A 17,351-nucleotide genomic window follows, 5' to 3' on the forward strand; every position below is an offset into this window, starting at 1 on the left:
ATCCCTCAGATGCAAATCCGTCAGATATAGCCGCGCCGGGCGCGATAGGCGGCGAAGCGTTCCTCCAGCCCTTCCCGCGTCAGGCCGAAATCCTCCGGCCTGTGCTTGGGCCCCTTGCTCGGCTTGTGAGGATGCGCGTCCAGCCAGGCTTGCATCGCGCCCTCCGTCTCGGCCGTCAGCGTCAGGCCTAGCTGGTCGTAGATGGAGCGGATTGACGCCATCTGATCGCGGGTGAAGTCGCGGAACTCGACGTCGATGAACGTCGCGTCGCTCTTTTCGCGCACCGACTCGGCGCGTTCCAATGCCTGCGCCCACATCTCCGCCTCGCGCCGCCCGACATCGGCGCGATCCGCCTTGTCGCCGCAAAAGGCCCGGCGCGCCGAGAAGATGAGATTGCTGACCGATGGCGTCGAATCCACCGGGTCGCGATGGGTCTGGATGATCTTCGCATCGGGAAAGACGTTCAGCACCTCCTGCAAGGAAAAGAGGTCCGTCGGGTTCTTGAGCAGCCAGCGGCGATCGTCCCCCGCGCCGATCAGACGCAGCACATCGGCCAGCCAGCGATAGCTGTCGGTGTCGTCGCGCCCGCGATACCAGCGGTCATAGCGGGGGGCGTCCCACATGGACGGCCACATGTTGCTGGCAAAGCTGGCGCCCAGGATGAACAGGGATTCCTCAATCCCCTCTGCCGTCATCATATGGTCGTCGGCCGATTCCGGCGACGCCGCCAGATAGGCGTCCAGCGACGCCTTCTCCGTCCGATATTCGGCAATACCGTCCCACGTCTCCCGCGGCGGGCGCGGCATGGGATAGACGGTCAGCCAATGTTCCGGCCCCTGGAACTGAGGGTCCAGCGACATCAGCAGGTGCAGCGCCGTCGTGCCCGAACGGACGAGACCGGCGATGATGATCGGCTCCCGGATCGGCTGCTCCAGCGCCTCCGGCCGTTCCCTCAACCCCTTGACCGCCAGGGCGCGGGTATCGAGCGACTGGCCGATGCGCCATGCGGTCGCCTGCACGCACGCGGGATCAAGGTCGAGCGCGCGGATGTCGGACAGCAGCAGGCCCAGCCCCTCGCGAAAGCCGGCGTCGCCAAAATCGTCAAGGCCCGTGCGCGCCGTCGAGGCAGCCAGCAGGGCGTCGAGGGTCAATATCCGCTGGTCCTGGACAATGGTTTCTGTGTTCATCAGGCCGCGCTCCACGGATCGACATGAATCTTGGTTTCGTTGGCCCCGGCGCGCAGTTGCTCGAACAGGTCGGGGAAGGCGTCCAGGCCGACCGTCCGCGACACCATCAGGCGCGGCTCGACGTGTCCGGCGTCCAGCGCATTGGCGCTATGTTCGAATTCCCTGAGATCATAGGCGAACGAGAATTTGATCGTGACCTGCTTCCATGTGGCGAGCGAAGGCAGGATCGGGTCGGGCGAGGTGCAGAAACCCAGCGAGACGACCGTTCCGCCGGGCGCGACCAGTTCGACCGCTTTCTGCGTCATGCCGACCGCGCCGACGCATTCCAGCACGATGTCGGGCATGCCGCCCAGCGCGGCCGAAACGCGTTCCGCTTCGCCTTCGCCCAGCGCCTCGAAGCTGTTCGCGCCCATCTGCAGCGCAAGATCGGCGCGCCGTGACGAACGGGAAATGGCCACGATCTTCCCCGCCCCCAGCAACCGCGCCCAATAGATGGCAGCGAGGCCGATGGACCCAGCGCCCAGCACCGCGACCTTCGCGCCCGGCGGCATCTGCGCGAGCCGTATGCCGCGCAGACCCACGGCGAGAGGCTCGATCAGAGCACCGTCAGCAGGCGTCAGCGTGTCGGGCAGCACGATAGAACTCGTCGCCGCGATCCGCATATATTCGCTAAAGCCGCCGACAAGACCCTGCATCTGCGCGCAAGCCATGGGATAACCGGCCAGGCAGGGGGCGCAGCGGCCGCAGCCCGCCACCGGCATGGCGGTGACGAACTGACCGACCTTGAGATTGTCTACGCCTTTGCCCAGTGCGACGACTTCCCCGCAATATTCATGGCCGATCACGCTGTCGACGGGGAAATCATTGCCATGGCCGGAGGTCATGTGGAGGTCCGTGCCGCATACGCCGCAGCGCGTGACCTTGATGACCGCTTCGCCCTCGCCGGGCTGGGGATCGTCTATGGTCTCCACGACCAGCGGTGTGCCCGCGCCCTTGAATAACGCTGCCCTCATCTCTCTCCTCCTTCTCCTACCGTGCCATTAAAGCTACTATTCAGTACCTAAAATGACAAAGCGGCGGCACTGGACCGGTCGGCCTGCGGCCGAACCTGCCCGTAGCGGCAAGAGGTGTGAAGATCGGCGGTGAGTGATCGCAAACATGATGTCCGGAACGGCCGGCGGCATAAGCGCTTTCCGATCGCGCCAAGCCGGTTCAAAGGGTATCACCATGGTCCATGTCACCTTCATCACCCCTGCCGGGATCGCGACCACGCTGGACGGCGATGTCGGCCAGTCGGTGATGGACATCGGCAAGCGGGCGGGCGTCGAGAATATCATCGGGGAATGCGGCGGCAGCGCCGCCTGCGCGACCTGCCATGTTCATGTCGATCCCGCGTGGATCGATCGGGTCGGTCCTCCATCCGCCGACGAATGGGACATGCTCGACTTCGCCCATGGCAAGCGGGCGGATTCGCGCCTTTCCTGTCAGATCCGTCTGCGCGCGGCGCTGGATGGCCTTATCGTGCATACGCCGGAACGGCAGGGCTGAGGCGCAACGGCGCGCCCGGCAAGAAACGTCAACCCAGCGTCCTGAGCGCGGCGATGGCCGCCGCCTCCCCATCGATGTCCCGCAGCTTCGGCATCAGCTCCGCCTCGACAAGGCCGCCCCAGCCGATTGTCCGCAGCGCCGCCATGATCGGCGCAAAGTCGATCACGCCCGCACCGGGTTGAACGCGGCCTGGCATGTCAGCGATCTGCACAGCGGCGAGAATATCCGCCTGCGCCACAATCGCCGCCGCCATGTCCTCGCCGGCGCAATGGCAATGGCAGCTATCGAGGATCAGCCCCACGCCTGCCGACCGGGCGATAGCGCCGATGTCGGCCAGGCGCTCGACCAGGGCCAGGGGTACACGCTCCCGGCTGACCATCTCCACCGCCAGCGCCACGCCCCGCTCCGCCGCCAGCTTCGTGGCGGCAGCGAAATTCTCCGTCGCCCGCGCTAGCTGTTCCGCCAACGGTGCGCCGCAATCCAGCAGGACCGCGTTGATGCAGCCACCGCCCACATGCTCCGCTGCCGTGAGGCTGGACGCCATGGCCGCTTCCATATCGGTGATCGGCGCGCCCCAGAAGAAGGGCGGCTCCATCCCCAGAACATTATGGGTGAAGCTGCCCATCTCCATCCCATGATCCCGCAACGCCACACCCATGCGCCGCTGAACCTCCGGCGTGCGGGCTTTCAGACCATTGTCGGTGATGCCGGCAAAGCCCAGCCGAGCGGCGCAATTTATCTGAGCGACCGGATCGACCGAGCCGGCCGTTGCGGCCAGCAACGGCGCGTCGGGATCGGCTATGCCAAGATGCGCCGCATACCGCATGAGCTGCGCCGTCAGCTTCCGGCCCAGCGCTCAAGCGCGGCATCCGCATCCGTACCCAGGGGCGGGTTTACATCGCCAATCCTGCCCGGCGTCTCCGATAGGCGCGGCGCGGGCGCGGCCAATGCCAGATCGCCCAACGCTTCATCCGCCACATGGATCAGGCTCCCGCGAGCGCGCATATGAGGATCGGCCAGCATATCGTCCAGGCTGTTGACCGGCGTCACCGGAATACGCCGGGCGACGAGCTGCTCCACCAGCGCAGCCTGCGGCACGGTGGCGATCCAGGCGGCGACGCAGGCATCCTGGTCGTCCCCCTGCCCGCCCGCCAGCGCCAGCAGATCGGCGGCATGCCGAGCGGTGCTGGCGGAGATAGCGACGTATCTTTCGTCGGAGGTTCGATAGACGTTGCGCAGTACGCCGGGCAGTCGCGACCCGCAACGTTCGGGCGAGCGGCCGGGCTCCCATCTTTGCGCCGCATGGGCGACGATCTGCAATATCGGTTCGTAGAGGCTGGCGTCCACCTGTTGCCCCCGTCCGCTACGGTCGCGCCAATAAAGGGCAGAGAGCGTGCCGATCACCGCGCTCATCGCGCCCACGGCGTCACCCAAGGCTACGGAAGGGAGCATCGGCGGACCGTCTTCCGTCCCCGTCAGGAAGGTCAGGCCGCCAAAGCCTTCACCGATCGTGCCCGATCCCGGCCGGCCCCGATAAGGACCGGTGGCGCCGAAGCAGGACACGGAAAGCATGACAAGCCGGGGATTGACCGCCGACAGGACTTTCCAGCCGATGCCCCGCCTCTCCAGCACGGCGGCGGGATAATTTTCCACCAGCACGTCGGCTTGCGCCGCCAGCGCCTTGAGCCGGTCGATCCCCTCTTCCGAACGCAAGTCCAGCGCCAGGCAACGCTTCCCCCGCGCGACCAGCGGCCACATCTTGCTGTCGCGGAACAGGTCGCCCTCCGGCGGCTCGATCTTCAGCACATCGGCGCCGAAATCGGCCATGATCGTCGCCGCAAGCGGCGCGGCATAGAGCGACGCCATGTCGATGACCTTCAGCCCCGCCAGCGCGCCGGGCGGGATGGCGCCTTTCCCCGGTTCCTCCATCCGTCAATATGCTCCCGTTTCCCGCGCTTCGCCGGCCAGGAAACTTTCCCGCAGCCTGCGCTTCAAGATCTTTCCCGTTTCCTCGCGCGGCAAGCTGGCGCCGACGACCAGATGACGCGGAATCTTGTAGCCCGCGATGCGCCCGCGCAGGAACGCTGTCACCTCATCGGGGATCAGCGCCTCGTCGCTCTGGAGATACGCGACCAGCACTTCACCATATTCGGAGTCCGGCACGCCGAAGACAGCGCAATCGGATACCGCGGGATGCTCCAGCAAGGCAGCCTCCACCTCTGCCGGATAGATGTTGACCCCGCCGGACAACACCATGTCCGCGCGCCGGTCGCACAGAAACAGATAGCCTTCTTCGTCCAGCCAGCCCATGTCGCCGCAGGTAATAAGGCCGTCATATTCGACGGCGGCGCGCTTTTCCGGATCGCCGTGAAAAGTGAAATCGGGCGTGCCGTGGATGCGCAGGTAGACGTCGCCCGTCCGCCCCGCCTCTGTCCATTGGCCGTCTTCGCCACGAATACGGACTTCACCAGTCAGGACAGGTCGGCCGACGCTGCCGGGTCGAGCCAGCCATTCCCGAGGACTGATCTTCGTGACGACGCCGGTTTCGGTCGATCCATAGGTTTCATACAGGACCGGCCCCCACCAGTTCAGCATCGCCCTTTTTACTTCCGGCGCGCAGGGCGCGCCCGAATGGACGACGTGACGAAGGGTGGAGAGATCATATCGGCCCTTCACCTCTTCGGGGAGGCGCAGCAGCCTGACGAAAAGCGTGGGCACCAGCGCGCCATGGGTCACATGATGCTGCTCGATGAGCCGCAGGCAATCCTCCGGATCGAAGCGCTCCATCACCACCACCGTGCCCCCGGCGGCGAAAGTCGCCATCAGGATCGCCTGGCTGAAGAGATGATAGAGCGGTCCCGTCACCAGCGCGACATTGCCGGGCGCCGTGTCATGGATGACCGCCAGCACACGGGCGCGCTGCGCCGATTCCTCGCCTGTCGCGGGCAGGCGCCTGACCGCCTTGGGCTTGCCCGTGGTGCCCGACGTGTAGACCATGGAGGAACCGAGACCGTTGCCATGGCCCTCATGGGGTTCATGGGCAGCGATCCAGTCGTCATAATCCGGCTGCTCGCCCGAACCGCCGACGGCGATCACGCGCAGGCCTTCGGGAATATGGGCGCCCAGCCCGTCCAGCAGGTCGGCATGGCCGATCAGCAGCCGGGGCGTCGCGTCGCGCAGCACATAGCCGATCTCCGTCGGGTGCCAGTGCCAGTTGATCGGCACGCCATAGGCGTCGAGCCTGCGCACGGCCAGATTGGCTTCCAGCACGGCAAAGTCGTTGCGCAGCAACAGCGCCACCGCATCGCCCGCGCCGACGCCTGCCGCCGCCATCGCGCTCGCCAGCCGCGCCGCCCGGTCGAGCAGTTCGGCGCGTCCGCGAATGCGATCGCCGACGATCACATCGCCGCTCATGCCGTCTCGACGGGCCGGGTCACGGTGAGGCAGGTGCCCCAGCTATGCAGCATCGCGGCGTGCAGGCCGCCTTCCCCTCCCGCGACCATGACCAGCACATCATCGGGCGTCGGCACCAGATGCACGCGCCCGTCGGGCTTGATCCGACCCAAATTGCCGATGGGATCGCGATATTCGGGTCGGAACCAGTCGATCGGCAATGCGCATCTGTCCCAGATATAGGCCTGCACATCCTCGATCCTGGGATAGGCCTTCGCAATCACCTCCGCCCAGATCGGGTTGATGACGCACAAAGTCTCCGCAAAGGCCGAGGACGGCAGGAAGCCGTTTGCGCCCGGATAGGCCATGGATTTGGCGATCATGTCGAGGAAACCGTCGGCACTGTTCGCCACCACGTCGCAGATATTGGCCGTGCCCATCGCGCCGTAAACGGTGACGGCATCGCCTCCTACGCCGCGACGTTCAGCCAGCGGCGCCCAGGGAGAGCGCTCCTCCCATTCGCCAAAGACGATGCCGGCGACACGCCCCGGTGTGCCATAGACGCTTTGCGACGTCGAACCGATCGACTGGCCCGCCACATTGCGCATGATCAGACGGATCGCCCGGCCGATGGCCACCGCTCGACCGGCCACTCCGCCCAGGCAACCGGCCTGACAGGGAATGTCCAGCCGGTTGCGGATCGACCCGTTCACGATCATGGCGGGCACCACCGACCCGGTCGTGGCATTGAGGCCGGCCAGGTCGAACCTGGGGTCCGCCATCGCTTCTATCGCCGCGCACAGCAGCGGCATCGCGTCGCCCGTGCAGCCGGCCATAACCGCGTTGATCGCGATCTTCTCCACCGTGCATTCGGCGCGCAGCGGCGGCAGCACGGCGATCAACTCGTCCGGAAAGCGTCCGCCCGCGATCAGGAAGTCCTGCACCCGCTGCTGCGTCGGCGGGATCAGCGGCAGTCCGTCACCCCAGCCCTGAGCCATGGCGAAATCGTTGAAGGCGACGATGTCATCCTCGACCTCATGCCGCCGACTGCTCAGCCAGTCTGCTTCGCACCCCGAAATTCCGCAGGAACGATCGATAGTGGTTTCGTGCAATGTCATGGACCTGTTCTTTTGGAAGAATGTCGAGAGGATAGGGAAGGATGTGAAAGCGCAGGCCCGACCGGCCGCCCCGTTTCGCCAGATTATGGGCCAGCCCTTCGAAATGCGCGGTCGCCACCGCGATGGTCGGGATGCCGGCGGCTGCCGCGGTCAGTGCGTCCGCGATGGTCCAACTGGTGCAGGACCCGCAATTGCCCAGTCCGACGATGGCCATGTCGCTTTGCGCCAGTAGCGCGCCATAGTCGCGTTCGGCTTGCTCGCCCTCCCGGCCCGTGCGGCCGCAACTGCGCCAGAAGGTCACCTCGGCGCCTTCGGCCCGCAAGCCTTCGGCCCAGATCTCGCTGACCCAGTCCCAGCTACGCCACAGCATATCGATGCGGATGGCGATCTTCTTGCCCCTCAGGACGCCGGCATCCGGACCCGGCTCAGCCAGATCGTGCACCAGCGATGCAGTGGGATCGAGAATGATGGTCATGTCGTTACCTCCACCATCTTTTTGCATGTTGCATGCAAATTGTCAAATTGGGCATTTCAGAAGCGGTATTTTGGCTCCTCAATGCCCCGAACGCCCGTTTCGATCGCGAAGAGGCCACCGGCATGCCTGCCCAGGGGCTGATCGCCGGGAAGATGGCGGTGAGCGGCGGACGTCAGATAAAGCGTGGCCAGTTCCGGCCCGCCAAAGGCCACCTTGGTCGGTTGCAGAACCGGCACAGCAATCTCCCGGTCCAGCCGTCCGTCCGGCATATAGCGCGCCACCGCGCCCTTCATCAGCAGGCAGACCCAATAGCCGCCCTCCGCATCCACTTCCGCCCCGTCGAAAATCCCGTCGCCGCGATCCCGCTCCGTGAAGACACGGCGGTTGGACGGCGTGCCGGTCACGATGTCATAGTCGAAGGCATAGACCCGCCCGGCGGGGGAATCCGCCAGATACATGATCCGCCCGTCGGGACTGAAGGCCATGCCGTTGCTGCACGTGATGTCTCCGATCACCTCGGCCAACCCGCCGCCGTCCAGCCGATAGACGGCGGCGCGGCCGGCCACCCCGGTCTGGAAATAGGAAAGGTCGACCGAACCGATCAGATAGCGACCCTGCCGGTCGCACCGGCCGTCATTGAAACGGTGGGTTTCGACGGGATAGGGCGGCGGCGCGGCGACCGGCGCCAACGTGCCGCTGGCCCGGTCGAAATCGAACAGGCCGGTACGCAGCGCCACGACAATCGGCTCGCCCGCGCCGCGCAGCGCAAAGCTGCTGACATGGGCGGGCATCTGCCAGCTTTCATTGCTCCCGCAGGCCGGATCGAAGGCATTGAGCCGGTGCGCCTCCTGATCCACCCAGAACAGCTTCCGCTCCGCCACCGACCAGACCGGGGTTTCGCCCGATTCCGCCCTGATGTCCAGCACGCAGCGCGCCGGGGCGTTACCCTCCTGCATCTTCTTCTCCTTCATCCGGCGCCTGTCAGCTCATGGTGGTTATGCCGAACCCGCTTCCGTTGATGGCTGCGGCCTTTCTGCCAGGCAGCCATATCCTGTCGTTTCACCGCTTCAGAACAGGCCGGCCTTGCCGCCAGTCCAGGGAATGCGCGCAAAATAGCGCTCGGTCTGCGCCCAGAGCGTGGGAATCATGGTGGGTTTGCTCATGTCACGAATCAGGTCGATATTGGCGGCTATGCTTTCAGGGGTGATCGCCGGATCGAACGATCCGTCATTGTCGAAGATCGCCAGCCGCGCGACGCGCCCACCCCCGACGTTGAAGACTTCTCCGCCGAAGTCCAACTGCTCGCTACTGAGATAGGCGATCAGCGCCGACACCTTTTCCGGCTGGAAATGGGTGCGATACCAGCGCGCCAGATCTTCGTGCGACGTTTCCGTAAGGCGGGAGGCGCCCGTGGGGAAGATGCCGTTCACCAATATATTATGCGGCCGCCCGTCAAAGGCCGCATCATGGGTTAGCCCCAGCAGCCCGGCCTTGCCCGCTGCATAGGGCCCCAGATGTCCCGCGCCCAGAACCGCCGACGACATGACGTTGACGATGCGTCCGAAACCCTGACCGCGCATCAGCGGCCAGACCCGACGCAGCAGCATATAGGGACCGATGAAATTGGTCCGCAGCACGCCCTCTATCTCTTCATCGGTGAAGGCATCGGGATCACCGATCAGCGATCCGCCGGCATTATTGATCAGAATGTCGACCCGGCCGAAGGCGTCCAGCGCATGTTCGACGATGAGCCGGGCGGACTCGCCGGTGCCGACCATCTCGCCGTCCGCTTCCGCCTCACCTCCCGCAGCGCGGATTTCATCCACAACCGCTTGGGCATGGGAAATGGTGCCGGGCGTCAATGTGGACTGCGCGCCGCCATAGTCGTTGACGATCACCCTCGCCCCCCGCGCGGCGAGCAGAAGGGCATGAGCCCGGCCCATGCCCCGCCCCGCCCCCGTGACGATCGCGACCCGCCCGTCCAACCGAATCATCCCGCTTCCTCTCGCCTGTCCATATACATGCAACATGCAGAGGGGCGGCGTCGCCATATCCGCGTCCAAAACATCGCCTATCCATTATATGGCGGCGTCCCTTCGGCGGAGCGGCGGCAATAGTCCACATAGGGTGGCCCAGCGCCACGAGCGGGGCCACAACCGGGATCGGCCAATACAGACCGCTTGCAGCCTCAGTCCTGGCCGGCGGATTGCAACTGGAATGCGCGGGTGCGCTCGATATGCGCCCGCATATGCCGTTCGGCAGCGTCGGGATTGCCGGCTTCGATCGCGTCGATGATCGCCTTGTGATCCCGCAGCACGGCCCGTCCGCTCCAGCCACGGGCGCGAGAGAGCCGGCTGTTGAGCACCCGCAATTGCTGGTCGATCTGCACCAGTTGCCGCGCCAGCCGCATATTGCCCGCACCCTCGCGGATCATGCCGTGAAAGGCGGCGTCGAGTTCGACATGAGCAGCCAGATCGCTTTTCTCCACCACGATCTCATGCTGCGCGAACAACGCCCTGAGCCGGGCAACGCCTTCCGCATCCATGCGCTCGGCCGCACGGCGCACGGTCATGATCTCCAACCCTTCCCGAATGTCGAGCAGATCGAGAATGTCGGGCGTGCCGCCTGCGATCACCGCTACGCCGGTCCTGGCGCGGGGTTCGACCAGCCCTTCCCGCTCCAGCGCGATCAGTCCTTCGCGCGCAGGCGTACGGCTAACCCCCAATTGCCGCGCGATCTCCGGCACGCTCAAATGAGTGCCGGGGGCCAGTGCGCCTGAAAGTATGGCATTGCGCAGCCGTTCGGCAACCATTTCCGTCAGCGCCTCCGGCCGGGTCAGCGGTTCGAAATGCCCAGACGCCTCCAGCTCCCCGTCGGCATATTCATGTTCCTTCTGCATGCAAAGCTCCATGCTCCCAATCGCGGCTGGTTTCAACGCAAACCGGGCCGCCGTGCCAATTGCGGGCATGAGGATATGACCACGGCAATCTTCAGATAGGCGATGGCATGCTGAACGGATCGGATTCATTTTGTTTGCTGCCGGCCGGCATGATAGCGCGCGGGCAAACGATCATGAGGCATATATGAAGTATATTTTTGCTCTTGCGGCTGCCCTGTCCCTTTCCAGCCCGGCGGCCGCGCAGGACGCGCCCGTCATCAAGGCGCGCATGATGGTCAAGACGGCCGATGGCGTCCGCGTCGGCTTCATCGATCGCGTCAATGCAAATGCCGAGGGCGCCCCGACCTCCGTACAGATCATCTACAAGGGCCGCTTCGTGTCGATACCGGCGGCAACCCTGTCCAATGGGGAAAAGGGACTGGTCACCAGCCTGACCGCAGCCGACCTCAACAAGCTCTGACCGGGGCGGAAAATGGCATGGCGCATCATGCGCGTCATGCCATTGCGTTCGGCATCTTATCCCGGCCCGGAAAAGCGCAACCCCTCGTCGGGCGCCAGATGGCGGAGCTGGACGAACTTGCCCGGCTGCCTGCTTGGGATGCCGGCCCCGCCTTCGCTCACCGCTGCGCACCGGGTTCGAAGACCGCGGCGGTCAGATGCTGGCCGCCGTCCGCCAGCACGCGATGGCCCAGGATGAAGCAGGCTTCGTCCGAGACCAGGAACATCGCCGCCCCGCCCACATCCTCCACCGGGTCGGCAAGGCGCGGCATCGCCATATTGGCGATCAGCGTATCGACACTCTTGCCCTTCTTCGCGCGATAATCCGCAAAGACCGCAATGTCCGGCACCGCCGGCTGGAGGAAATTGACGAGAATGCCATCCTTCCCCCATTCGACGCCTGCCGACCGGGTAAGGCCCGTCAGCGCGAAGTCCATGGTGACGGCATCCGTCACGCCCTCATTCGCCGTCGGACCGTAGATCGAACCCAGGTTGACGATGCGCCCGCCGCCCGCCGCCTTCATGTGCGGATAGACCGCCTGCATCATGTTGAGCGCGCTCAGCAGCACGTCATTGAACGCTGCGGTGAAGTCGGGCGCCGCCTGCCTGTCCGCCAGCCGGTCCCATTTCAGCGCCGCGTGCGCGCCATTCAGCATTATGTCGATCCGGCCATGCGCCCCCACTACCGCATCGGCCAGCGCCCGTGCGGCCTCGGGGTCGGAAAGGTCGGCGCTGCGCGCCTCCGCGCCGGGAATAGGGTGGGCGGCCGCTTGTGCCGCTTCGTGATCCTTGTCGACCAGCACCACCTTTGCGCCTTCACGGGCAAAACGGAGGGCGATGCCCCGCGTCACTTCATTGGCCGCGCCGGTAACGATCGCGACCTGCCCTTCGATCAATCCCATCCTGTCCTCCCCGCGCTCAGGCCGTCAGCTCGACGGCCGCCTGGCTGTGCCCCTTGTGGATGTCGGTGCCTTCCTCATGCATCTGGAGCGGCGCGGTCGCCCATACGCCGCCGTCGACGCAGAAGACCTGCCCGGTGATGAAGCGGCCATTGTCGCTGCAAAGCCCCAGCACCGCGCCGGCAATGTCGATCTCGCAATCGCCCATGCGACGCATCGGAAATTGGCGCACGCTGGCTTCGGCCATTTCCCTGTTCTGGTCGGCCCAGCTTTTATAGGCCCAACTGTCGCCCGCCGGCGTGATGCAGTTGACAGTGATATTGTCCTTGCCGAATTCTCGTGCGGCGCTGCGCGTCAGTGCTTCATTGGCGGATTTGGTGATGTTGTAATCGCTGGCATAGGGCTGACCCCAGATGTTCCAGTGGCTGGAAAAATAGATCAGCCGCCCGCCGCCAAGCTTGCGCATGTGCGGAACCGCCGCGCGGCTGGTCCAGAGCGACTGGTAGAAGCCGGTCATCAGCGTCATGCTGTAATCGGCGTCGGGCTTGTTCTCGATCGACCGGACAGGCGCGATCCCCTGCGCATTGTTGACGACGATGTCGAGCCGCCCGAATCGTTCGGCCGCATTATTGACCAGATCCTCCATCTGTTGCCGGTTGCCGACATCGGCGGCGACGAACTGCGCCCGTTCCGCAGCGCCGGAAAGCTGCGCGATCAGCGCTTCATTCTCCCGATTATTTTCCGGGCTGCGCGAGCAATAGACCACTGCGGCGCCTTCCTTCAGGAAACGCAGCACGATGCCTTGGCCAATGCCTTTCGTGCCGCCCGTGACGACCGCCACCTTGCCGCTCAGGCGCCCATGCGTCTGCATCATTTCCCTCCTCAAGCCGTTTCGATCAGCGGCTTGCCCGCCGTCATGCGCCACATGTCCGCGACTACCGGCAGGTGGATGGTCTGTCCGCCGTCCACCGCCAGCAACTGGCCCGTGATGTAACGGGCCGCATCTGACAGCAGGAACAGCGCGGCCTGCGCAATATCGTCCGGCCGACCAAGATAAGGCAGCACATTATTGTCCAGTGTCATCTGGAAGAACCGGTCGCCCATATTGCGTGTCGTGGGCGTGTCGATGAAGCCCGGCGCTATCGTGTTGCAGCGGATTCCCCGCTTGCCATAGGCCGTGGCGATCGATTGGCTCAGACTGTGCACCGCCGCCTTCGAAGCCGCATAGGCGGGAACGGTGCCAAGCGACAATATGCCGGCGGTGGACGAAATATTGACGATCGCCCCGCCGCCGCGCTTCAACATCTGCGGGATACAATATTTGGCGGCCAGCATCGGCCCGCGCAGATTGACCTCCAGCGCGCGGTTCCAGATGGCGACGTCCATCTCATGAATCTCGCCATCGGCACCGGTCTGATCGGGCGCGTTGTACGACACGGTGTTGTCGAGCAGATCGACACCCCCAAAGCGCGCCACGGTCTCATCGACCATCATCCGGACCTGCGCTTCGTTGCGCATGTCGACCCGTAGCGCCAACGCCTGTCCGCCGGCCGCTGCAATGGCTCCCGCCGCGGAGCGTGCATTGCCCTCGTCCAGATCGGCAATCACCACCGCCGCGCCTTGCGTAGCGAGCAACTCGGCTGTCGCCTTGCCGATGCCCGATGCGCCGCCCGTCACGACAGCCACCTTGTCCGCCAATATGGGCTGCACGGCTCTCTCCACTCGATGATATTTCACCAAGTTTATTATATGGCCATGAAGATGATCAATATTACTGGTGATTCCATCACGGATATGAAGGTGAACGGAAATTCGCCAAATATATAGAACGATCGTTCTTATGAATTGCCTGTTATCGTGCGCGGAACTGCGTCGAAAAAGGCCTTGCCGGCCTCCTCCAGACGGATGAATTCCGACCATAGGCCCAGATCGCGGCGCGTATCGGCATAGCTATAGTCCAGCACCCCCGGCATGGAACCCGCCATCGGTACATCATAGCCCATGCCCCGAAGCCGGTGGAGCATCGCCTGATGATCGTCGATCAGATAACCGAAATGATGCAGCCGTATCGGTCCCGCCAAAGCGGGTACATGATCGTCATAGATTGTCCTCTGCATCGGATCGGGTTCGATGATTTCGGTCATCACCTCGTCGATCCATGCAAGCGCAATCCGCCGCGTCGGCGCCGGTCGGCCGTCGATCGCCGGCGGTTCGTTCACCATGAACTCGACCGGGCCGAATTTCGCGCGGAACGCGGCAACAGCGGCGTCCGCGTCGCGGGTGACATAGCCGAACTGGAAAAAGCCCTTGAAGAAATTCTGCACCCTGTCCTCCGCCGCTGCGCACCTTATGCCAGGATAGGTACTATTAAGAACCTATGCTGACAAGCGAGCCTGTCTCGGGCGAGTTCGGCAGCGCGACGCCCTGGTCCAAGCGGTCGTCCAGCAAGCGCGCATGGGCGACATAGGCGCGCCGCGAAATGGGGCGGCCGCAGCATCCTTTATCGCCCCTTGCCGTTTCAGAATGAGGGAGAGCATCGATGCATGGAGCCTTGGAAGCGGGATTTTGGGGCCTGGTGGGCGGATCGGCGCTGTTGATAGGCGCGTGCATCGCCTATGTGGCTGATCTTCCGCAACGGCTGATCGCCGCGATCATGGCGATTGGATCGGGCGTGCTGATTTCGGCCGTGGCCTTCGACCTGATGGACGATGCCTATGCTCGCGGCGGCTTCGATTCCACCGCCTTCGGATTTCTGGCCGGGGCGGTCGTCTACACGATTGCGAATGTGGCCGTGTCGCGGGCCGGTGCCCGGCATCGTAAACGGTCGGGTTCGAACCCGCACGAGAGCCAGGCGCCGGCTGCCGGGAATTCCGGGCTGTCGATTGCCGTCGGCGCCTTGCTGGACGGCATTCCGGAGTCCGTGGTCATAGGGGTGAGTCTGCTGCACGGCGGCGGCGTCAGCATGGTCACGGTCATCGCCGTGTTCCTTTCGAACGTTCCCGAAGGCCTTTCCAGCGCGGCGGGAATGAAGAAGGCGGGCCGGGGCCCCGCCTATATCTTCGGCGTCTGGGGAGCTATCGCTTTGGCTTCCGGTCTGGCGGCGCTGATCGGCTACATCACTCTGGCGGGCGCAGATCCGGATCTGATCGCAGCCACCACCGCCGTGGCAGCAGGAGCCATTCTGGCCATGCTGGTAGACACGATGATTCCGGAAGCGACGGAGGAAGCGCATGAATTTTCCGGCCTCATCGCCGTCGCGGGATTCCTGATTGCCTTCATATTGACGAAGCTGGAGTGAGCGTGGCCACAGATGAACGGGAAAATGCCAGCCTCGTTCATCTCCGGTTCCACATGCAGGACCGACGCCCATGCACGACACGGCGTCCAACCCTCATGTTTGCGGGTAGCCGACGACTTCGCAAGGGAAGGCAGGCCCCCTGCCATAACAAAACGCCCCGTCCCTTTCGGGACAGGGCGCCGGCGCTGAATTTACAATCGGCCTTTATTCTTCGCCATTATCCTTCACGCCCACTGTCGGCACGTCGATGGTTTCCTTCTTTGTGCCGACGACGACCGCCTTGGAATCGACGTCCACCTTGGGAAGTTCGCCGCCCTTCACACTGACCTCCGGAACATCTCCACCGGAAACATCGGCTTTCCAGAAGCCGGTTGCGAACAATATTCCGACAATCGCCAGAACGATGATCAAGGCAATCGCAACGGTCCGCCCGCCGCGATGTTTATGAACCACGACACGGTCATCCGTATAGCGATCCCTGTGAACTTCTACCATCTCCATCCTCCTCCTTAAGAGACTGGGGAAACAATCAGGCCTTAATTCTTGTTCCCTTTCCATTCATTGTCTGGCCGTCCGGGCAATTTCCCGAAGCTGCGAACCGTCGATCCTGACATGGCGATATAGCGCTTCCACAATGCTGAACAGGCCGAACAGCGCGAGCCCGCTCGCCACGATGAAGAGCAGCAGCGGCCCATGCTCCTGATCGCGGAGCTGCCTGAGGGCCGCGCCCAACCCGCCCGCCTCGTCGGGATCGGCATGCAAGGCAGCGTTGATCACGAACCACCCGATCATGGCGAAGACGATGGCGCGGGCCGCATAGCCGATCCGTCCGGCCCAGCGCACGGCTTCCGGCACCGGCACATCGGCCGCGAGTTCGTCGAAACGGCCCCGATAGGCCTTTACCGCCTGTGCGAGCGCAATGAAGAAGAATATGACCCCGCAAATGACGAGCACGGCCTGACCGCCCGGCTGATCGAGCAGCCAGGCGGACCAGCCTTGCGCCGTCCGGTCGCCGGGACTTCCTTCGGCTGCCGGCGCCTTGCGAAGCACCAGGTTGACCGCCGCCAAGGCGAGTGCCCCGTACACGATTCCACTCATGGCATAGCCTGCCCGTTCCAGCCTTCCCTTCAGGCTGCGGCTGCGATGTTCGGGGTCGAGAGCGGCTTCGATCAAGCGCCAGAGCGCATAGCCCGCGAAACCCGCCGCGCAGAGCAGGAGCAGGAACGACCCCAGGCTGCTTTGGGAAAGGGAGCCGAGAACGCCCTGATTGTCGCTTGGTTGGCCGCCGTGGCGCGCGACGTCTATGGCGAACAGTCCGATGAGAAGATACACCATCCCGCGCGCCGCGAACCCTATGCGCGCCAGTATCGTCAGACGTTCGCCATAACTCTCCGTGCCGTTCATCATCTTCACCATCGTATTGGAAGCAGGGTAACGCGGCATCGCCCGTGAAGTTGCCTCAGCCGCATTTGCCAGGCTGCACATGCGGAAGCAGGTCGGAAACCTGCGGGGCGCTCTCCATTTATCGCAAATCGATTGCCTTGCGCCCTCTCCCGCGCGAAGGAAGGCGACTGATAAAGAGGGGCGCATTCATGAAGCTTGGATCCTGTGCGTTGGCGCTTGCGATAGGTGCAGCCCTGCTGCCCGTGACGGCGCATGCGGACGACCCCAATGATCCGACGATGCGCAGCGCCGCAGCACGGGCACGCGACAGCGCGATCATCAGAAGGATGAATCAGCAGCAGCTCGCCTATGTCCGTCAGCGCGACGCCAGGATCATGCGCAACTACCGCCAGGCGCAAGGCGATCGCGACAGCTATGCCGACGCCCGCGGCGAATATGCGCAGAGAATGGCGGAATGGCGCCGGGCCGTAGCGGCCTGCAATGCCGGGCGCTGGGAATATTGCGCCGACTAACCCCACTGCCCGGTACAACGTTGAAAAATAAGCTACTTTATTGCCACCCCTGTCGCAGTTTCCAACAAAATTCCAACAGTTGCGGCAAGCGACACTCTGGAACGCCATGGAACGAATGTC

At 64.2% G+C, this 17,351-nt stretch carries 20 protein-coding genes; 4 read left to right on the top strand and 16 right to left on the bottom strand.

What is annotated here, in order from left to right; genetic code table 11:
- Nucleotides 1-20: 20 nt before the first annotated feature.
- Nucleotides 21-1,187 carry a sulfotransferase gene (locus LDB29_RS23555; RefSeq protein WP_044662880.1) on the bottom strand — a complete coding sequence of 389 codons (1,167 nt, stop codon included), beginning with the start codon at nt 1,185-1,187 and terminating at the stop codon, nt 21-23.
- Nucleotides 1,187-2,200 (bottom strand): alcohol dehydrogenase catalytic domain-containing protein, encoded by a 1,014-nt coding sequence (locus LDB29_RS23560; protein WP_025548381.1) that lies wholly within the window; start codon nt 2,198-2,200, stop codon nt 1,187-1,189. The genes LDB29_RS23555 and LDB29_RS23560 overlap by 1 nt, the downstream gene beginning before the upstream one ends.
- 214 nt (nt 2,201-2,414) lie before the next feature.
- Between LDB29_RS23560 and LDB29_RS23565 the strand changes: the two genes are divergently transcribed.
- Entirely contained in the window at nt 2,415-2,735 is a 321-nt protein-coding gene (locus LDB29_RS23565; protein WP_044662881.1) for a 2Fe-2S iron-sulfur cluster-binding protein, read from the top strand.
- Between the two features lie 28 nt (nt 2,736-2,763).
- Here LDB29_RS23565 and LDB29_RS23570 read toward each other — a convergent pair whose 3' ends face one another.
- The 8 genes from LDB29_RS23570 to LDB29_RS23605 all read right to left on the bottom strand — a co-directional run bounded on the left by LDB29_RS23570 (nt 2,764) and on the right by LDB29_RS23605 (nt 10,620).
- Nucleotides 2,764-3,561, bottom strand: a complete 798-nt coding sequence (locus LDB29_RS23570) for a sugar phosphate isomerase/epimerase family protein (RefSeq protein ID WP_025548384.1) — start codon at nt 3,559-3,561, stop codon at nt 2,764-2,766.
- 11 nt (nt 3,562-3,572) lie between these two features.
- Nucleotides 3,573-4,664, bottom strand: a complete 1,092-nt coding sequence (locus LDB29_RS23575) for a CaiB/BaiF CoA-transferase family protein (protein WP_025548385.1) — start codon at nt 4,662-4,664, stop codon at nt 3,573-3,575.
- Nucleotides 4,665-4,667: 3 nt separating this feature from the next.
- Entirely contained in the window at nt 4,668-6,149 is a 1,482-nt protein-coding gene (locus tag LDB29_RS23580; protein WP_044660678.1) for an AMP-binding protein, read from the bottom strand.
- On the bottom strand, nt 6,146-7,246 hold the full coding sequence (locus tag LDB29_RS23585; protein ID WP_226870233.1) for a hypothetical protein: 1,101 nt from the start codon (nt 7,244-7,246) through the stop codon (nt 6,146-6,148). The genes LDB29_RS23580 and LDB29_RS23585 overlap by 4 nt, the downstream gene beginning before the upstream one ends.
- The gene (locus LDB29_RS23590) at nt 7,164-7,721 is read right to left on the bottom strand and encodes a hypothetical protein (RefSeq protein WP_025548390.1); all 558 of its coding nucleotides are present in this window, start codon (nt 7,719-7,721) and stop codon (nt 7,164-7,166) included. The genes LDB29_RS23585 and LDB29_RS23590 overlap by 83 nt, the downstream gene beginning before the upstream one ends.
- Nucleotides 7,722-7,777: 56 nt before the next feature.
- Nucleotides 7,778-8,677, bottom strand: a complete 900-nt coding sequence (locus tag LDB29_RS23595) for an SMP-30/gluconolactonase/LRE family protein (RefSeq protein WP_037482046.1) — start codon at nt 8,675-8,677, stop codon at nt 7,778-7,780.
- A gap of 111 nt (nt 8,678-8,788) precedes the next feature.
- Entirely contained in the window at nt 8,789-9,715 is a 927-nt protein-coding gene (locus LDB29_RS23600; protein ID WP_025548394.1) for an SDR family NAD(P)-dependent oxidoreductase, read from the bottom strand.
- Nucleotides 9,716-9,909: 194 nt separating this feature from the next.
- Nucleotides 9,910-10,620: a GntR family transcriptional regulator gene (locus LDB29_RS23605; RefSeq protein ID WP_082718674.1), complete on the bottom strand. Its 711-nt coding sequence runs from the start codon at nt 10,618-10,620 to the stop codon at nt 9,910-9,912.
- 184 nt (nt 10,621-10,804) lie between these two features.
- Here LDB29_RS23605 and LDB29_RS23610 point away from each other — a divergent pair, with 184 nt between their 5' ends.
- Nucleotides 10,805-11,080 (top strand): hypothetical protein, encoded by a 276-nt coding sequence (locus tag LDB29_RS23610; RefSeq protein WP_044660681.1) that lies wholly within the window; start codon nt 10,805-10,807, stop codon nt 11,078-11,080.
- Between the two features lie 157 nt (nt 11,081-11,237).
- Here the strand turns inward: LDB29_RS23610 and LDB29_RS23615 are convergent, their stop codons facing one another.
- The 4 genes from LDB29_RS23615 to LDB29_RS23630 form a co-directional block, all read right to left on the bottom strand.
- Complete coding sequence (locus LDB29_RS23615; protein ID WP_044660682.1) at nt 11,238-12,020, bottom strand: SDR family NAD(P)-dependent oxidoreductase; 783 nt, start codon at nt 12,018-12,020, stop codon at nt 11,238-11,240.
- A gap of 16 nt (nt 12,021-12,036) precedes the next feature.
- Nucleotides 12,037-12,891: an SDR family NAD(P)-dependent oxidoreductase gene (locus LDB29_RS23620; protein ID WP_052628111.1), complete on the bottom strand. Its 855-nt coding sequence runs from the start codon at nt 12,889-12,891 to the stop codon at nt 12,037-12,039.
- An 8-nt stretch (nt 12,892-12,899) separates the two neighbouring features.
- Complete coding sequence (locus tag LDB29_RS23625; protein ID WP_257557191.1) at nt 12,900-13,727, bottom strand: SDR family NAD(P)-dependent oxidoreductase; 828 nt, start codon at nt 13,725-13,727, stop codon at nt 12,900-12,902.
- A gap of 128 nt (nt 13,728-13,855) precedes the next feature.
- Complete coding sequence (locus tag LDB29_RS23630) at nt 13,856-14,341, bottom strand: VOC family protein (RefSeq protein ID WP_025548402.1); 486 nt, start codon at nt 14,339-14,341, stop codon at nt 13,856-13,858.
- Between the two features lie 215 nt (nt 14,342-14,556).
- Here LDB29_RS23630 and LDB29_RS23635 point away from each other — a divergent pair, with 215 nt between their 5' ends.
- Nucleotides 14,557-15,315 (top strand): ZIP family metal transporter, encoded by a 759-nt coding sequence (locus LDB29_RS23635; protein ID WP_025548404.1) that lies wholly within the window; start codon nt 14,557-14,559, stop codon nt 15,313-15,315.
- Between the two features lie 204 nt (nt 15,316-15,519).
- On the opposite strand, the gene LDB29_RS23640 is transcribed toward LDB29_RS23635, so the two are convergent.
- Nucleotides 15,520-15,816 (bottom strand): hypothetical protein, encoded by a 297-nt coding sequence (locus tag LDB29_RS23640; protein ID WP_226870466.1) that lies wholly within the window; start codon nt 15,814-15,816, stop codon nt 15,520-15,522.
- A gap of 57 nt (nt 15,817-15,873) precedes the next feature.
- On the bottom strand, nt 15,874-16,758 hold the full coding sequence (locus LDB29_RS23645) for a DUF1206 domain-containing protein (RefSeq protein WP_052628115.1): 885 nt from the start codon (nt 16,756-16,758) through the stop codon (nt 15,874-15,876).
- 149 nt (nt 16,759-16,907) lie between these two features.
- On the opposite strand from LDB29_RS23645, the gene LDB29_RS23650 reads away from it, so the two are divergent.
- Nucleotides 16,908-17,231, top strand: coding sequence for a hypothetical protein (locus tag LDB29_RS23650; protein WP_044660683.1), 324 nt, complete (start codon nt 16,908-16,910; stop codon nt 17,229-17,231).
- Nucleotides 17,232-17,351 lie beyond the last annotated feature (120 nt).

The organism is Sphingobium sp. CFD-2 (genome assembly GCF_024611135.1).
Lineage (GTDB): Bacteria > Pseudomonadota > Alphaproteobacteria > Sphingomonadales > Sphingomonadaceae > Sphingobium > Sphingobium fuliginis.

Excerpts from the sequence above, each read along its gene's own strand:
- LDB29_RS23640 (WP_226870466.1), bottom strand. The coding sequence starts at position 15,816 with ATGGAGATGGTAGAAGTTCACAGGGATCGCTATACGGATGACCGTGTC.
- LDB29_RS23570 (WP_025548384.1), bottom strand. The coding sequence starts at position 3,561 with ATGCGGTATGCGGCGCATCTTGGCATAGCCGATCCCGACGCGCCGTTG.
- LDB29_RS23635 (WP_025548404.1), top strand. The coding sequence starts at position 14,557 with ATGCATGGAGCCTTGGAAGCGGGATTTTGGGGCCTGGTGGGCGGATCG.
- LDB29_RS23615 (WP_044660682.1), bottom strand. The coding sequence starts at position 12,020 with ATGGGATTGATCGAAGGGCAGGTCGCGATCGTTACCGGCGCGGCCAAT.
- LDB29_RS23610 (WP_044660681.1), top strand. The coding sequence starts at position 10,805 with ATGAAGTATATTTTTGCTCTTGCGGCTGCCCTGTCCCTTTCCAGCCCG.
- LDB29_RS23600 (WP_025548394.1), bottom strand. The coding sequence starts at position 9,715 with ATGATTCGGTTGGACGGGCGGGTCGCGATCGTCACGGGGGCGGGGCGG.
- LDB29_RS23565 (WP_044662881.1), top strand. The coding sequence starts at position 2,415 with ATGGTCCATGTCACCTTCATCACCCCTGCCGGGATCGCGACCACGCTG.
- LDB29_RS23595 (WP_037482046.1), bottom strand. The coding sequence starts at position 8,677 with ATGCAGGAGGGTAACGCCCCGGCGCGCTGCGTGCTGGACATCAGGGCG.
- LDB29_RS23575 (WP_025548385.1), bottom strand. The coding sequence starts at position 4,664 with ATGGAGGAACCGGGGAAAGGCGCCATCCCGCCCGGCGCGCTGGCGGGG.
- LDB29_RS23620 (WP_052628111.1), bottom strand. The coding sequence starts at position 12,891 with ATGATGCAGACGCATGGGCGCCTGAGCGGCAAGGTGGCGGTCGTCACG.
- LDB29_RS23605 (WP_082718674.1), bottom strand. The coding sequence starts at position 10,620 with ATGCAGAAGGAACATGAATATGCCGACGGGGAGCTGGAGGCGTCTGGG.
- LDB29_RS23580 (WP_044660678.1), bottom strand. The coding sequence starts at position 6,149 with ATGAGCGGCGATGTGATCGTCGGCGATCGCATTCGCGGACGCGCCGAA.
- LDB29_RS23650 (WP_044660683.1), top strand. The coding sequence starts at position 16,908 with ATGAAGCTTGGATCCTGTGCGTTGGCGCTTGCGATAGGTGCAGCCCTG.
- LDB29_RS23645 (WP_052628115.1), bottom strand. The coding sequence starts at position 16,758 with ATGCCGCGTTACCCTGCTTCCAATACGATGGTGAAGATGATGAACGGC.
- LDB29_RS23560 (WP_025548381.1), bottom strand. The coding sequence starts at position 2,200 with ATGAGGGCAGCGTTATTCAAGGGCGCGGGCACACCGCTGGTCGTGGAG.
- LDB29_RS23590 (WP_025548390.1), bottom strand. The coding sequence starts at position 7,721 with ATGACCATCATTCTCGATCCCACTGCATCGCTGGTGCACGATCTGGCT.
- LDB29_RS23585 (WP_226870233.1), bottom strand. The coding sequence starts at position 7,246 with ATGACATTGCACGAAACCACTATCGATCGTTCCTGCGGAATTTCGGGG.
- LDB29_RS23555 (WP_044662880.1), bottom strand. The coding sequence starts at position 1,187 with ATGAACACAGAAACCATTGTCCAGGACCAGCGGATATTGACCCTCGAC.